At 42.0% G+C, this 14,957-nt stretch carries 15 protein-coding genes; 2 read left to right on the forward strand and 13 right to left on the reverse strand.

All coding sequences use genetic code 11. The features are described 5' to 3' along the window. Positions 1–47: 47 nt before the first annotated feature. Together NSS92_RS10300 and mprF are read right to left on the reverse strand one after the other, a co-directional pair. Positions 48–596, reverse strand: a complete 549-nt coding sequence (locus NSS92_RS10300; RefSeq protein ID WP_267588030.1) for a thioredoxin family protein — start codon at positions 594–596, stop codon at positions 48–50. 92 nt (positions 597–688) lie between these two features. Continuing rightward, a complete protein-coding gene (mprF, locus tag NSS92_RS10305) occupies positions 689–3,259 on the reverse strand; it encodes a bifunctional lysylphosphatidylglycerol flippase/synthetase MprF (protein WP_340867687.1) in 2,571 nt (856 codons plus the stop codon). Positions 3,260–3,428: 169 nt separating this feature from the next. On the opposite strand from mprF, the gene NSS92_RS10310 reads away from it, so the two are divergent. Then, positions 3,429–3,908 carry a MarR family transcriptional regulator gene (locus NSS92_RS10310; RefSeq protein WP_267588028.1) on the forward strand — a complete coding sequence of 160 codons (480 nt, stop codon included), beginning with the start codon at positions 3,429–3,431 and terminating at the stop codon, positions 3,906–3,908. 23 nt (positions 3,909–3,931) lie between these two features. Here NSS92_RS10310 and NSS92_RS10315 read toward each other — a convergent pair whose 3' ends face one another. From NSS92_RS10315 to NSS92_RS10340, 6 genes are all read right to left on the reverse strand, one after another. After that, on the reverse strand, positions 3,932–4,213 hold the full coding sequence (locus NSS92_RS10315; protein WP_340867690.1) for a hypothetical protein: 282 nt from the start codon (positions 4,211–4,213) through the stop codon (positions 3,932–3,934). 12 nt (positions 4,214–4,225) lie between these two features. Then, positions 4,226–4,753 (reverse strand): YfiT family bacillithiol transferase, encoded by a 528-nt coding sequence (locus tag NSS92_RS10320; RefSeq protein ID WP_267588027.1) that lies wholly within the window; start codon positions 4,751–4,753, stop codon positions 4,226–4,228. Further along, positions 4,750–5,775 (reverse strand): zinc-binding alcohol dehydrogenase family protein, encoded by a 1,026-nt coding sequence (locus NSS92_RS10325; protein ID WP_267588026.1) that lies wholly within the window; start codon positions 5,773–5,775, stop codon positions 4,750–4,752. The genes NSS92_RS10320 and NSS92_RS10325 overlap by 4 nt, the downstream gene beginning before the upstream one ends. A 90-nt stretch (positions 5,776–5,865) precedes the next feature. Continuing rightward, positions 5,866–6,369 (reverse strand): hypothetical protein, encoded by a 504-nt coding sequence (locus tag NSS92_RS10330; protein WP_340867695.1) that lies wholly within the window; start codon positions 6,367–6,369, stop codon positions 5,866–5,868. A 103-nt stretch (positions 6,370–6,472) separates the two neighbouring features. Beyond that, positions 6,473–7,219, reverse strand: coding sequence for an anti-sigma factor (locus NSS92_RS10335; protein ID WP_340867697.1), 747 nt, complete (start codon positions 7,217–7,219; stop codon positions 6,473–6,475). After that, positions 7,216–7,782, reverse strand: a complete 567-nt coding sequence (locus NSS92_RS10340) for an RNA polymerase sigma factor (protein ID WP_267588023.1) — start codon at positions 7,780–7,782, stop codon at positions 7,216–7,218. The genes NSS92_RS10335 and NSS92_RS10340 overlap by 4 nt, the downstream gene beginning before the upstream one ends. Before the next feature lie 356 nt (positions 7,783–8,138). Between NSS92_RS10340 and NSS92_RS10345 the strand changes: the two genes are divergently transcribed. Further along, positions 8,139–8,465, forward strand: coding sequence for a YnfA family protein (locus NSS92_RS10345; protein WP_034283743.1), 327 nt, complete (start codon positions 8,139–8,141; stop codon positions 8,463–8,465). A gap of 71 nt (positions 8,466–8,536) precedes the next feature. Here the strand turns inward: NSS92_RS10345 and NSS92_RS10350 are convergent, their stop codons facing one another. From NSS92_RS10350 to NSS92_RS10370, 5 genes are all read right to left on the reverse strand, one after another. Further along, on the reverse strand, positions 8,537–10,252 hold the full coding sequence (locus tag NSS92_RS10350; RefSeq protein ID WP_340867700.1) for an ABC transporter ATP-binding protein: 1,716 nt from the start codon (positions 10,250–10,252) through the stop codon (positions 8,537–8,539). Between the two features lie 12 nt (positions 10,253–10,264). Beyond that, positions 10,265–11,191, reverse strand: coding sequence for an ABC transporter substrate-binding protein (locus NSS92_RS10355; RefSeq protein WP_267588020.1), 927 nt, complete (start codon positions 11,189–11,191; stop codon positions 10,265–10,267). 110 nt (positions 11,192–11,301) lie between these two features. After that, a complete protein-coding gene (locus NSS92_RS10360) occupies positions 11,302–12,906 on the reverse strand; it encodes an AraC family transcriptional regulator (protein WP_340867704.1) in 1,605 nt (534 codons plus the stop codon). Positions 12,907–12,984: 78 nt separating this feature from the next. Next, the gene (locus NSS92_RS10365) at positions 12,985–14,025 is read right to left on the reverse strand and encodes an NAD(P)/FAD-dependent oxidoreductase (RefSeq protein ID WP_267588018.1); all 1,041 of its coding nucleotides are present in this window, start codon (positions 14,023–14,025) and stop codon (positions 12,985–12,987) included. A gap of 153 nt (positions 14,026–14,178) precedes the next feature. After that, entirely contained in the window at positions 14,179–14,808 is a 630-nt protein-coding gene (locus NSS92_RS10370; protein ID WP_024425819.1) for a rhamnogalacturonan acetylesterase, read from the reverse strand. Between the last annotated feature and the right edge of the window lie 149 nt (positions 14,809–14,957).

A 14,957-nucleotide genomic window follows, 5' to 3' on the forward strand; every position in this document is an offset into this window, starting at 1 on the left:
AAGATAAAAAAAGACTACTTCCCATTGCGGCGAAGTAGTCTTTTGGTTTATATTTTTGCCAAAACTTCTACTATTTCTTTCTCAATATCTTTCCATAAGTAACGGTCTGTCGTATAGTGTTGTGCGGCTTCTTTCGCAAATACTTGAAAAGCTTCTTCATAATCAGGTGCGTCTTTGTCCGGTTTTTTCTCGTCGACAAAGCGCTGTGCTTCTGCTGAGCGAGGTCCCCATTTCCCCACTTCATTCCCATCCTGATCAATGATGACGATAATCGGAATCGATCTTGCGGTCCCGTTCGTTAAATACTGATCCATCAGGTCTAGATGCTCATCCCGAATGAAATAGCGCGCATCAATGAGTGCTTCATTTGCAATACGCATGAAAATCGGTACATTGACCATCGCATCTCCGCACCAATCCGCAGTGATGACAAGCGCTCTGAGCTTTTTCTTTTGCAGCTTTTGCAGCAGCTCTTTTTCTTTTTGATGAATTGCGTACTGGTTGTACACCGTGAGCAGATTTTCCCGGTTTTTCTCCATATTGTGTACATATGTACGTTCAGCTAATCCCTTTGTAAACCATTCATTTAATGTCATATGAACATCCCCCTTATCCTTCAACTTTACCACTTTTGCTATTCTTTTGTCTAAAAAAACCTTCACCTAGTGAAAGGTAAAGGTCTTTGGGTTTATGGTCGCCGTTTTCGATTGGGGTCCATCCCGATCAGCTTCGTTACAAGCACCATTGTGACAGGCAGTGACGTATTCTTTTTATACGCTAAATATTTCCCACGCCATTCAGGCTTATATTTCTGTTTAAACGACCTTAAGCCGCTGAAACTGTACATATATCTGACATTGTTGAAAATGACACTCGCCAAACGCTCCGTAAGAAAGGACTGATGGAACGTCCCCACATTCGATAAAGGTGCCATTCCCATGTTAAACGATTTGTAGCCTCTTTCTTTCGCCCATTGAAACAGGTTGATAAACAGCGCATCCATCATCCCGTTCGGTGCATCATGCATATGACGCATTAAATCGATGGAAATCTCCCCTTCTTGATACATCGGCATCAATGATACAAAGGAAATGATCTGCCCTTGTTCATCCTTTAGAATCGCAATCGATGCTTTTTGAAGATAGTCTTCTTGAAAATAACCGAGCGAAAATCCTTTTTCTTTTTTCTTTCCAAGCCAGCTGTCAGATATCTGTTTTAAGGTTGAGATCAACTCATCTGAAAAGGGCGGTTCCAGCATTTCAAAGGTGTAGCCTTCTCGTTCAAATTTATTCGCCACAGCTCGTAAATTTGATTTTTTCTTACCTGACAGAGTAAACGTTTCTAAATCGACCATGGCTTCTTCCCCAAGCTTAAAGAAGTGAAAGCCTAAGTCATGATAGAGAGCCATTCCTTCTCGTTCTACTTGATAAAAAGCAACGCGGTAGCCGGCTTTTTCTGTCTCCTGTAAAAACTCTTCAAGTACAAGCGGATAAGACGCTTTACGTCCAGATGGATCTCCGAGCACAATGACGCAGCGGCCTATTCGTCCAAACTGAAGCATCGCTTCTCCATCACTTGAGAAAAATAGTTTTTTGTCGCCTAAAAAGCCAAGATGACTGAGAGCATTTCCGCCCTTTTCTTCTAAAAACGTTTTTAATTTTTCCTCATCTGCTTTTTCTCCAATTGGAAATGCTTTTTTATTAAAAATCAATTTACTAATGAAAAAGAAAAGCGGTACACCGATGAGAGCGATCATGCTTGTCATCGTGATATGCCGTTCATTATGCACCAAGTAATCCTTACTCAAGAAATGCCCGATTTTTGTCCAAATAAAGTTGCCAATGACATTATAGTTAAAGAGCACGAATAAATATCCAACGGCAGCCGCCACAAACTGATTTAAGGAATAAGGTGCCTGCTGCTTCACAAATTGATTTCGAAGAGAGAAAAACACGGCCATGATGACAGGCAAAATAAAGATCAGACTGAGGTTAAATCCCTTTAACAACGTAAACACAAAACCGCCTGCTAAGGAGATCATTGTCAGCACGTACGATCTTTTCGTTCTTTTATACACTTCAATGGACAAAATCATCAGAATGATTCCGAACATTAAAGAAAGACCATTAAATCCCGATAACAGAAAGTGCGGAATGCTGGTAATCACACCTAATCGATCGACTGGAAGCACAACAGACGCCATGATGAGAAGGCCGCTTCCAAAGGTTAAAATCGATAAAGATCCGTACAATAAACGGATTAATAAAGCACGGTGCAAAACAATCAAGACGTTCGTTGTTTCAATGGCAGGCGCCATTTTTGGATTGCCTTCAAGACGTCTAAGCGTCGTTCCCGTTAAATCGAAAGCAGCTAGACAAAGCCCTAGGATAAACGGGAAGATCGAGTACACGAAGCGGTACAAGACGAGCGCCGTCAGCACCATCTCTTTATCGAAACCAATGTACTGCATGCTCAGTAAAAAGATGAGGTCAAACGAACCAAAGCCGCCCGGAACCATACTGATTAAACCGCCGATTGACGCAATCGCAAATACACCTAAAACAATTCGGACATCGACATTCATCCCCATAGAGACGACAGCCATGTACATGACAAGACCAGCTGCCAGCCATTCTAAAAACGAGGCACCGATATAAGCGTAAATTGGATGCTTTAGTCCATTTTCACCGCTCTCGATCGAGCTTTTTCGAATGGATGCCATGACGATATATATCGGTACAATACAGGCAAAGATAATGACAAATGCCCATAGCCACGGCTCTTGGCTGATAATACTTTCAACAGGAAGCACCCTGACCAAGATCAAATCACTGAAAATAGATAAGCCCAAAAGGACAGAGGAAGTCAAAAGGGCAATGCCTTTCAGCAGTTTTTTCGTATCTTTTATGTACTCCTTATAGAGAAGCGTTCTAAGCCCTGCTCCTGATAGACCGCCAAATCCAAGAACACTGTTAAAGGAGTTCGCAATCCAGGAAATGCGTATCGTTTTCCAGCCGCTGATGGGCATATTAAGGCTTTTTCGTAAAATAAAATCATATAAGGACATCGATAAAACCGCGACAAGTCCAAGAAAGACAAGAATAAACAAGTCCATTCGGTTCAAGCTATCAATAATATAAAACGTCTTTTTAATGGAAAGTCCGCTCAGCTCCTGCTTCGCAATGAAGATTACGACAAGGATAATTACGATCGGAAAAAGCATTTTTAAGATCGTCATACCCGTTTTTTTGTTCCACATGTTTTTCCCAACTTTCTAGGTTGCTTCAATTATTTCAACTGAACATTATTATACAACAAATACCACTTGATTCATGCAGTTTAACATTTAAAAGCTTGACGATCCTTTCAATTAGAAGTAAAAATCAGTAATATAAAGAATAAGAGCCGCTTAAAGGAAGTGAACAAGCGTGGAATATAATATTCATGATACCACCGTATTAAAAGAAGAGATTCTATCTCCAGAGGAAAGAAAGACATGGGTTCTTTATATGAAAGTGCTCACAGCTGCAGGTCTTGGAGATGTTTCTGAATGGATGAAGCTTGATATGAGTATGCCTCAAATGAAGGTGCTCATGCTGCTCAATAACCATGGCTCTCTCAAAGTATCTGAAATCGCTGAAAAAATGGGCGCTTCTTTGTCCAATATGACAGGTCTGCTTGACCGGTTAGAACAGTCTAACTTTGTCGTGCGAAAGCACTCTGAGCGTGACCGGAGAATCATTGTCGTAGAGCTGACAGAGGAAGCGAAAAATATTTTCAGAAGTATTTATCAAAAAGGACACGAAAAAATTAAAAATTCCCTGCAGCGGCTCAATGACGAGGAAAAAGAAAAAGTCAATGAAGGCCTTGCTATTTTAGAAAAAGCACTGCGTCCTGAACGCGGTTAACAAAAGAAAAGGAAAAAAGACGGTCACTTGAGGTCCGTCTTTTTTATTTCTTCTACTTGTCGATCTGGGGTGAAAAGATTTTTACGAATCACTTCCCTGTCATCCCATAAAAGATAGGCTAAGCCAATGATGAGAAAAAAGATGCTGATCCACGTACCGCCAGGGAGCAGCTGTTCAAGTTCCTCAATCGTTCTTTCTGAGCCTAAGCTGTTACTATAGCGTATCTCAAAAAGAACATATTTCGCTATATAAAACAATGCCGCCATACAGATAAACATGGCGCCGACAATTCTTCTACCAGACATGCGTTTACTCCTTTAATTCCACTTATTTCTTTTGATTAATTCCGTGATATGGGCCAGGTGATGCTTTGAATGCCAGACGTACATTCCTGTTGCATCATATAAGGACACCGTTTGTTGATCGGCAGGGTGATAATAAGAAGCGTTGAAGTCTTCCTCTGACATTCCCCGCAGTAAAGTGACCCACCTGCGATGCAGACTGCTGATCAAAGGCAGGGATAAACTAATGGGCGCTTTGCTGTCAGGAAGTGAGGCAAATCCCTCCTGATCATATGGACGTATATCCGGTGTATCTTCTGTCAAAGCAAGTTTGAATCGTAAGTATGCATTCAGATGGCTGTCTGCTACGTGGTGAATGAGCTGACGAACAGTCCATCCTTCCGGCCGATAAGGTGTATCAAGCTGAGCATCTGTCAACGGTGCGGTCACTGCTTCATACTCTTCGGGGATTGCAGCCAGCTGATCAATCCATGCTTCAAGCTGTGCTTTCGTTTTTGTTTCAACTGGTTCATATAAGCCAATCGGATATTGTAATGACGTCATACGCTCTCTCCTCTCTCAAATCCTTCAAGTACAAATTTTCCAATCATCTTTCCTTGCTCAAGCGTTTGATGTGCCTGCTTCAAGTTAGCAGCATTGATCGGACTGAGAATCTTTGTTAAAGTATGCGTTATTTTTCCCTGCTCAAATAACTCACTCGCCTCTGTCAAAAGCTCATGCTGTTTGATCATGTCCGCTGTTTCGTACATAGGACGTGTAAACATGAATTCCCATACAAATGCAGCACTTTTATTTTTGAGTAATTGAATGTCTAGGTTGTGCTGGTTTTCGACAATGGTACAGATCGTGCCTTGCGGTTTGATGGCTTCTGCCATGCCTTTGAAATGTCCATCTGTATCATTTAAGCATAAAATAAAATCCACTTCGCCTATTCCTTTTTCCTCAAGCTGGGCTAAAAGCGGCTGATGATGATCAATGATATGATCGGCACCTAAAGACAGACACCACTCTTTTGTTTCTGGTCTTGATGCGGTAGCGATCACAGTGGCCTTCGCTAATTTAGCTAGTTGAATGGCGATAGAACCAACACCGCCTGCACCACCAATGATCAGCAAGGTTGAGCCTTCAGCATTCCGCTTCATATGCATCCGGTCAAATAAAGCCTCATAAGCCGTAATTGTTGTAAGGGGCATTGCGGCTGCTTCTGCAAAGGATAGATTGGCAGGCTTTTTCGCCACAATACGTTCATCCACAAGCTGGTATTCGCTATTCGAGCCTTGACGTGTAATATCTCCCGCATAGTATACGTGATCACCTGGCTGAAACAATGTACACGCTTCGCCCACTTCAACAACCGTACCGCTTGCATCATAGCCTAGAATTTTCAGTTTTTCTTCCTTCTGATCCTTCGGTGATCTCACCTTTGTATCAACTGGATTCACGGACACAGCCTCTATCTTCACAAGTACATCTCTGCCAGACGCTTTAGGCTTTGCGACCTCCTGATCCATCAGGCTTTGCTCATGCTCAATCGGCAAATACTCCAATAGTCCAACTGCTTTCACTCGCTCGCACTCCCTTTCTCCATTCTTTCTTTCCACATTTTATCATAATTTTCTGATGTTTATGGCTGGATCAAATGAGTGATGGCACATTTATGACCTTTTCATGGCCTTTCGCTCCCTCGCCATGTATGAAGGACGTGCCTTTTGCAAAGAAGGAACATAAGTGAACCAGCTGTTGGATTTAAAAAATAGCTGAACGTAGTAAAACTGGACGTGCTGAAGAAAAACAATGATCAATAGAAAAAGAGTGAATGAGAGTGTAGATAGATCCGCCCTTCCTTGTATCCATTCACTGATCAAAAGAATCACAAAACCTAGGATGAGGAGCTGTTCAAGTCTTTGCACGAACTGGCTAAAGTGCTGCCCGCGTTTTGATAAATCACCAGACTGGTGCTTTCTCATCTTTCTCGATTTGTAGAACCAAATGATACTTTCTGTTAGGTTATGAATCATAAAAAGAGCGATGAGGGTGATGAATAAAGGTGATGGGGTATAAAGGATTTGTGCAACGAACGGAAACACTAAAAAATAACAGGCAATCAATGCGTGTCTGACTGATAAGAGAAATAGGTCTTTTTCTATGGATGTTTTCATGTGTTTCACCTCCATATGTACTACGTTTCATTTACCTGAATGTTCCCCTTCGCTATCAAAAAAGGATGCCCCAAGAAGGCATCCTTTTCATGAATCAAAGAACTTAAAAAGCAGCGCTTAGTACGACAGGACCTTGCGGAAGCTTGTTATCCTTTTTTGGTTCAAGGGTAACAGCCACGGTATCCCATGATTCACTTGCTTCTTTTTCAGATAACGCATAGGTGACGGTTCCTTCCCCTTTGTTATCTGTTTTAAAGGCACCGGCTGGCACCGGCTGATCTCCTTTAATGAGCCACACTTGATAAACAGCAGATGGATCAAGCTGACCCTTTAAGCCATCTGCACTCACCACAAGTTCTTTTTTGCCGTTATGCTCTATCACTGAAAAAGCACCTGTCGTTTTTGGTGATGCGGCCGATGCCAATGATTTTGTGGCAACAACCCTGACAGGTTCTTCCGCCTGTTCTTTTCCATTCGTCAGGAAATACACATTTCCAGCTGCAGATATGAGAAGCAGTGCCGCAACGAGTGGTAAGAGCCACTGGTTTCGTTTCTTTTGAAGCGGTTTGATTTCGTTTGGCTCGGGTGCAGCCTTGAGCTCTTTTCTATGGCTGTTCTTTTCTTCGACTGTCTCTTCTTCAAACACCTGGGATAAAATACGATCTTTCATCCCTGCCGGAGGTGTTTGGTCACCTGCTAGAAATGGAATGTCAGACATGAGCGATGTCAATTCTTCAAGCTCTTCTTTGCAAGCTGAGCAGTGCTTGATGTGCTCTTCAAATTGCGTTTTTTCTTCTCCTTGTAAATGCCCGTTGAAATAATCAATCACTTGATGTTTACACTGAGTCATGCCTCTTCCTCCTTTCCTCCGCGAGACAGTTTCGATCGCAAATGCTTCAATGACAATCGAACCCTTCCTTTTACCGTACCAATAGGGATGCCCAGCTTTTCCGCGATGCTCTTTTGTGTCATCCCTTTAAAATAGACATCTTCTATGATGATTTGCTGTTCTTTTGACAATGTAGATACTGCTTCACGTATGATTTGTTTTTCCTCGTTCCATTCTACTTCTTTTGATACATCTTCTTGATGATCGGCTAAATATTCAATATGCTCATCTTCCAAAGCCGTTTCATTCCGGTTCTTTCTTATGAGATCAATGGCTGTGTTGCGTGACATCATGAATAACCACGAGGAGAATTTCCCTTTATCCGTATGATATTCTCCTATGCCGCGCCAGAGCTTGATAAAGACCTCTTGAAGCACTTCCTCCGCGAGCTCACGGTTGCCAGTCATTTTATAAATAAACGAATATAACACACGTTCATAGCGATCGTACAGCACTTCAAGCGAGGGCTTGTGACGATCATATCTGATCTTGTGATACAGCTCAAAATCTTTCAGTGTGTCCATGGTCATCTCCTTCCTTTTTCATGAGAAAGAGCATGCGTATTCATCATGAAATCCTTCACGTATTGCTTATCACTCGATTTACTGAAATAAGCCTACCTTGTACTTTACTCTTTTTTCAAGGAGAAAAAAAGAGCGCTGAAAAAGGAAGTGTGCTCCTCATGAGAATGTACTTACTTTACGGCATAACAGACCATTTGGATCACTCGTGGTACAAAAGTCAAGAATCCATGTGTGACCACTCTCTGATCAGCTGATTTTAGCAAACTCTCGTCTCCCTCTCAATTCAATTGAGGTAGAACGCATTCTTTCCTCATGTCATAATAGGGTGTAAATTGGAGAAATTGGAGTGTCCGTATATGATGGTGACGATTGTTCTTTTTTTATTAGCAGGTTTAGCAGAAATTGGCGGCGGCTATTTGGTATGGCTTTGGCTGCGTGAAGCAAAACCTGTCAGCTTCGGCATCGCCGGCAGCCTCATCTTGGTTGCATATGGCATCATTCCAACCTTCCAGCAGTTCCCGACTTTCGGACGGGTTTATGCTGCCTATGGCGGTGTTTTTGTCATTCTTGCTGTGTTTTGGGGCTGGTGGGTCGATCGAAAAACACCTGATCTATATGACTGGATGGGTGCTTTGATCTGTTTGGCCGGAGTCAGTGTGATGTTATTTGCTCCTCGCAGTTAAATTCCTCATTTCTACAAATCAAAAAGGGGCTAAAATATGTTTATTTTAGCCCCTTGTCTTCTTTTCGAACCTTACATTCTAAATTGTGTTTCGTATAAACGACGGTACAGACCATCCATTTTGAGTAACTCTTCATGTTTTCCTTGCTCTTTTACGCCTTCTTTTGTGAGAACGATAATGCGGTCGGCGTGCTGAATTGTCGCTAAACGATGCGCAATGATAAAGGTCGTTCGTCCTTCAGCCAGCTCTTCTAGTGATGCTTGAATAAAAGACTCTGTCTCGGTATCAAGCGAAGAGGTCGCCTCATCTAAAATGAAAATGGGCGGATTTTTCAAGAAAATACGCGCTATGGAGATACGCTGTTTTTGTCCTCCAGATAACATCATCCCGCGCTCACCAATGACCGTATCAAGCCCTTTTGGCAAACTATTGACTAAGTCCGTCAGCTGAGCCTTTTCTACTGCCTGCCAAATTTCCTCTTCAGATGCATTCAGTTTTCCGTAAAGGATGTTTTCACGTATCGTTCCATGGAATAAATAAATCTCCTGCTGAACGACACCAATTTGTGCGCGCAGCGATGCAAGTGTCATCTTTCGCGTTTCTATGCCATCAATTGTAATACTCCCCTCCTGCCATTCATAAAAACGGGGAAGCAGGCTGCAAAGGGTCGATTTTCCAGCACCAGATGGGCCGACAATGGCAATTTTCTCTCCTTGTTTGACCTCAAGATTGATGTCATGCAGCACAGGTTTGTTTGATTCATATTGAAAAGATACATGCTCAAAAATGATATTCCCTTTTAACTGATGGACTTCGATTGCATCCTCATCATCCTTTTCATCTGGTGTTTGGTCGATCAGTGATGCGAATCGTTTAAAGCCTGCTGCACCTTTTGGATACATTTCAATGACTGCATTGATTTGTTGAATGGGTCCTAAGAAAATACCTGTTAATAGCACGAATGAAACAAATTCCCCATATGTCATATTTTTTTGTAGCACAAACCATGCACCGCACACCAGCCCAAATACGGTGACACTTTTAATGAGTAAATGACTCACTGCTGTATGCAGTGCCATCATTTGATAAGTTGTCAGTTTTGTTTTTCTAAACTGCTCGTTATGCTCGATAAAACGATCCAATTCATGTGACTCATTCCCGAAGGCTTTCACCACACGGATGCCGCTAATATTGTTTTCCACACGTGAATGGAATTGTCCAATGCTTGAAAACATTTTATCAAAAGCAGCAGACATTTTTTTCGTAAAGTAGACAGATAATCCGATCAGGAATGGAACGACAATAAATGTGAGAACCGCAAGCTGCCAGTTAATCGATAGCATCAAGCCAAACGCGCCCGTTAATGTCATCACAGCGATAAATAAATCCTCTGGGCCGTGATGTGCCATCTCTCCAATATCCATTAAATCATTGGTCATACGGGAAACGAGTTTTCCTGTTTTCTTTTGGTCAAAGAAACGGAATGACATTCTCTGTACATGAGAGAATAGTTGATTCCTCATATCGGTCTCAATATTGATCCCCAACTTATGGCCAAAATAAGTCACAACGTAATGCATGGTGGAGCTAATGACATATAAAATGAGCAGCAAACTGCCCCAGAACCAAATGGCTTCCCAATTACCATTTGGCAATAAATCGTCCATCACTTTACTGATGGCTAGTGGAAAGGATAATTCGAGTAAGGCCGCAAGTACCGCACAGGAAAAATCTAATATAAACAGCCCCATATAGGGTTTGTAGTATGAAAAAAAGCGTTTAAACAATTGACAGACCTCCTACTGATTAGATAAATCTGTCAATAAATCAGCAAATTTTTCTGCTTGATTCATGACTGCAATGGGATCATAAGGCCAAAAGAATTCTGCATTCAGTTGATAGGTTTGCTCTTTTTTGACAGCTTTTAAACTCTTCCAAACGGAATTATTTTTATCAAATGTCCCGCCATTGGATTCATCAATGAATATATAATCCCCTGCATATTTCGGAAGGGTTTCATAGGAGAGTACTTCGTAGCCTGTCTTACTGTTTAAAATTGTATCTTCGACCTCTTTTGGTGGATTCATTTTCAATTGTTGATATAGCGCCTGTCCGCCTCGGTAAATTCCGTTCCCATACACATACACATCATTTTTAAATGCACCCATAATGGAAACTGTTTCGTTCTCTTTTAATGCAGATTTTACTTTTTTTCGAGCCGCCTCGATTCGTTGATCAAAGGAGGCGAGGAATGCTTTTCCTTCCTCTTCTTTATTTAAGAGCTTTGCCAATGTCGTTATTTCTTCATGGGCGTCTTTGAAAGAGCCGTAAGGATACACGATGGTAGGGGCTATTTTTTTGTAAACATTATAGACTTTTTCATCCTCTACGGCTGTGATAATCAGATCAGGCTTTAAGCTCAGTGCTTTTTCAGCTGAGCGCTCGTCACTGATGTCCTCTATTCCTTTTATCTTGCCTTTTAAGTGAACATTCTTTAAATCCTGCGTGGTTGATCCCACAGGATGAACGTCAAGTGCAATCACACTCCCTAAATATCCATCTACGAGTATTCGTTTTGGTTCAGCTGGAATTTCTATGTTCCCTTTTACTGTTTCAACTGTTTTTGTTTGCTTCTTTGATTCTGCTGTTTTGGCTTGCTCTTTATTGCCGCAGGCTGTCAATATCATCAGAAGAATGACAGCATATATCCAATACGCCTTTTTCATATCAGTATTCCTCCTTCAGTTCCACGTCACAAATGAGAACTATTATCAATTACTAGTCTCATGTATTCTATCAACCTCACCTGTCGTGGTCTATGGAGGATTCTCGCAACTTACATATGGACAATTGTTGGATTGGCTGCCTGAGTCAATCGGGAGACAAAACGGTCAATCAAATGAAGAGCCCGCTCCCCTTCATCAAATCGAAACTCCTCTAGCCTTAATGGGTAGAAGGTTCCGTTTTTCACAGCGGACAATTGACAGAGAACATCGCTTTCCTCCATCCGCTGATCCATTTGGTCATACCACCCATGTTCAACACCTACAATAAAAAACATGTGATCCGCCTCGTATTCTCTTAACCTTTCTAAAGGAATGACTGTATGTTGATTGGGGAGAAGAACTTCTTCTAGAATCGTCTTCGGAGGCTTTAAGTCAAGCGTTTCGTAAAGGTAGAAGGCGCCTCTAGCATCATAGGACCACATATACACTTTGTCATGTCCTCTCATTTCATAAATCGCCACTGTCTCTCCTTTTTCCCTAAAGGAAGATAGATCATTTCTTGCCTTTTGACTCAGATGTTCGAAGCGTTTCACCCAATCATCTGCCTCTTTCTCTCTTCCTAACAGGCGACCTGTAGATAAGACCTCTTGTACAACATGACCACCGGCATATGGCAGAACAAGGACAGGGGCAATCCGCTCCAACCGCTTGATCAACGCATGCTTCGAATAAAAATAGTTAGGAATAATGATTAAATCTAGTTGAAATGATTTGAATACGTCATCAGGCGTGTGTTCATCTATGACGAGAGAACTGGCCAATTGCTCCTTGAGCATATCAGAATGAAGATAGGTATCTTGATCAATGCAAACAGGCTGAATGCCTACCGCGGCCAATGAACCGACAAATTGAAACGCCGCAATACGCTGAGGACTCCGATTCATTCGAAACTGACTAGGCGTTCTTCCTGTTTTTTGACGGAATTTCCTGCTGAAATATAAACTGTCTGCATACCCTACTTGCCTTGCTATGATTTGAATTTGATCATCTGTTTGCAGAAGACGTTTTTTGGCTTCGTCTATTCGAATTTGGGCAATGTATTCTGTCACACTCAGTCCCATACTTTGTTTAAAAAAGGTGGAAAAGTAACTTTCATGAAACCCCATCTTATGAGCTAAGTCTTTTCTTGTTAGTTTTTGATTATAATGCTCAGCCATATACTGCAAGATCATGTCGATTGAATAATGCACTTTCTCATTGTATGGCTTGGATTGTTTGCGGAAAATGTGCATCATTTCTTCCAGCCATTTCGTCTGTTCTTGTACGCTTTGGCCCGTCTGTATTTGTTTGATGTAGGAAAAAAGGACGGCAGAGCCCTTCACCACTTCCCCGTTGTCAGGGAGATCATCGTGATTCACCTTATAGACCAATTCATTTTGTGCATCATGTGCCAGAGTGAATTGGTCAAATGTGACAGTATAGATCACCACTTGCTCGGTGGATAAAGATTGAACCATGACATCTATTCCTGAGCGGATTAGTACACTGTCTTTGGCGTTTAGCTCATATTGAATTCCTTCCATTTCAATTCTCACCGCACCGTCCGTTGTCAAAAACATAAGTGAAGAGGTTTGCCATGAGTTCGTTTGTTTCACAGAAAGAGATCGTTCACTGCTTTCTTTCATGCGAAGAATTGTATGAGTATAGGCTGCCATTTTCTTTTTCTCCTTCCATATAAAAAAAGTGCTAAAATAAACATCATTTTAGCACTTCAATGGCTGACTGAATGGTGATTATCGCGCTCCAGCCGTTTGTAATTCTTTGTTTTTCTCTTTAAAGCGTTCGTTATGAGAGGAAACATATGCCACTTTTTCAGCTTCTGGTTCGATGTAAAGCTTTGCGCTATTCAGTGCATTGACTCCATCAACAAACGTGCCGGCAATTAAGCGAACCTTGCTTTTATGTGTACACAAGTCGCCTACCGCATAGACGCCCGGTAAATTGGTTTCCATTTTTTCATTGACCTCAATTAGTCCCCATTCACCTTGCTTGAGACCCCATTCTGATAGCACGCTTAAATCGCCTTTCATCCCATGATTGACGATCACAGCATCTGTTTCTATTCGTTCTTTTTCACCTGTCTCTATGTTTTGAATGGTGACAGCATCAATTTTGTCGCCTTGACCATGCAGCTCTGTCAGTTCATGCGGTGTTAAAATTCGTTTGCAAGATGCCTTCATGTTGGCGACGTTTTTCTCATGTCCGCCAAACATGTCACGGCGATGCACGACGGTGACACTTTCAGCAATCGGTGCAAGGGCATTGGCCCAGTCAACTGCTGAATCGCCGCCTCCAGAAATAACAACCCGCTTCCCAGCAAATGTCTTGAGCTCCTGGACAGTGTAATAAAGGTTTGTCACTTCATAGCGGTCAGCATGCTCGATTTCAAGTTTCCGCTGAACTGGAATGCCGTGACCCATCGCTAATATGAGGGTCTTTGTCAAATGACGATCACCATTTTCAGCCGTCAGCAGGATATGATTATGTTCATCTCGCTCAAATGACGTGATTTTTTGATTCAGTGCAATCTCTGGTTCAAATGTTTTCGCCTGTGTTTCCAGCTGCTGTATCAGCTGTTCTCCTCTTGTTGGCGGCAAACCGCCGACATCCCAAATGACCTTTTCAGGATACAGAAGGATTTTCCCGCCAAGGCTTTCGTTGTACTCAAGTACCTTCGTCTTTAAGTCCCGCATCCCACTATAAAAGGCGGTGTACATGCCTGCTGGACCGCCGCCAATAATGGTGACGTCAAACAATTCAAGCTGATCTGTCATTTGAGTCCCTCCAGTTTTCCATCGAATGATCTATTTTTCAGTGATATTGATTCTCATTATCATATGTACCTATTGTAGTCTACTCTAGTGAAGGGAATCAATAGCTTTCTGCAAAAAAAGAACAGGACGAGCGCTCACTCGTCCTGTCATCCATCACACAATGGTTAAACCAAGGTCTTTTAATTCAAGAGAAACAAGTCTTGCAATCGCATCTGCGCCTTCTTTTGTAAAATGCGTGCGATCCTCAATTCCTGTTGACAGCATAAAGTAAGAGGTCGTTTTCTCTATACCGGAAATTTGATAAAACTGAAGGCTTGCCGTATTTAAATCAACAAGAAGGACTTCTTCTTCATCAGCTAGTTCTTTCATAGCGGCACAGTAATCAGGAAAATCATTGATAAATTCTCCGTCTTTTTCATGAAAACGGCCGACTGGCGTGAGTAAAAGTGGTGTTGCCCCTTTTGCTCTTGCTCCATGAATATATTGAGACAGGTAGCTTTTATACGTCGTGAAAGGATCTGTATGCCGCTCAGGCTTCTCTTTTGAAGCATCATTGTGCCCCATTTGTGTGAAAAGCCAGTCTCCTGGCTGAATGTCAGCCAATATGTCATCAAGGCGTCCTTCTTCAATGAATGTTTTTGAGCTTCTTCCACCAATGGCACGGTTCTCAACGTTCACCCCGTGCGCTGTATAGCGGTGTAAAAACTCTCCCCATCCTCCTTGAACAGGACGATCTGGATAAGATGAAACGGTCGAATCACCAGCTAAATAGATGGTTGTCATGTTCATACGCCTCCCTTTTTCATTGAGCCACTTCACCCGAGCGATACGGGCATCCTAGTGGCTGCTGAAAAGATATGAAACAATCAGCATCGCTATTTCAATTATTCTCTTTTTATTGATCAAAACCCTGCTTACCGGTAGATGTGAAT

Source organism: Bacillus sp. FSL M8-0166, assembly GCF_038008825.1.
GTDB lineage: Bacteria > Bacillota > Bacilli > Bacillales > Bacillaceae > Bacillus > Bacillus safensis.

Coding starts and splice junctions, on each gene's coding strand:
- NSS92_RS10315 (WP_340867690.1), bottom strand. CDS start 4,213: ATGTCTGGTAGAAGAATTGTCGGCGCCATGTTTATCTGTATGGCGGCA.
- NSS92_RS10320 (WP_267588027.1), bottom strand. CDS start 4,753: ATGACGTCATTACAATATCCGATTGGCTTATATGAACCAGTTGAAACA.
- NSS92_RS10300 (WP_267588030.1), bottom strand. CDS start 596: ATGACATTAAATGAATGGTTTACAAAGGGATTAGCTGAACGTACATAT.
- NSS92_RS10345 (WP_034283743.1), top strand. CDS start 8,139: ATGATGGTGACGATTGTTCTTTTTTTATTAGCAGGTTTAGCAGAAATT.
- mprF (WP_340867687.1), bottom strand. CDS start 3,259: ATGTGGAACAAAAAAACGGGTATGACGATCTTAAAAATGCTTTTTCCG.
- NSS92_RS10335 (WP_340867697.1), bottom strand. CDS start 7,219: ATGACTCAGTGTAAACATCAAGTGATTGATTATTTCAACGGGCATTTA.
- NSS92_RS10340 (WP_267588023.1), bottom strand. CDS start 7,782: ATGGACACACTGAAAGATTTTGAGCTGTATCACAAGATCAGATATGAT.
- NSS92_RS10365 (WP_267588018.1), bottom strand. CDS start 14,025: ATGACAGATCAGCTTGAATTGTTTGACGTCACCATTATTGGCGGCGGT.
- NSS92_RS10360 (WP_340867704.1), bottom strand. CDS start 12,906: ATGGCAGCCTATACTCATACAATTCTTCGCATGAAAGAAAGCAGTGAA.
- NSS92_RS10330 (WP_340867695.1), bottom strand. CDS start 6,369: ATGAAAACATCCATAGAAAAAGACCTATTTCTCTTATCAGTCAGACAC.
- NSS92_RS10355 (WP_267588020.1), bottom strand. CDS start 11,191: ATGAAAAAGGCGTATTGGATATATGCTGTCATTCTTCTGATGATATTG.
- NSS92_RS10370 (WP_024425819.1), bottom strand. CDS start 14,808: ATGACAACCATCTATTTAGCTGGTGATTCGACCGTTTCATCTTATCCA.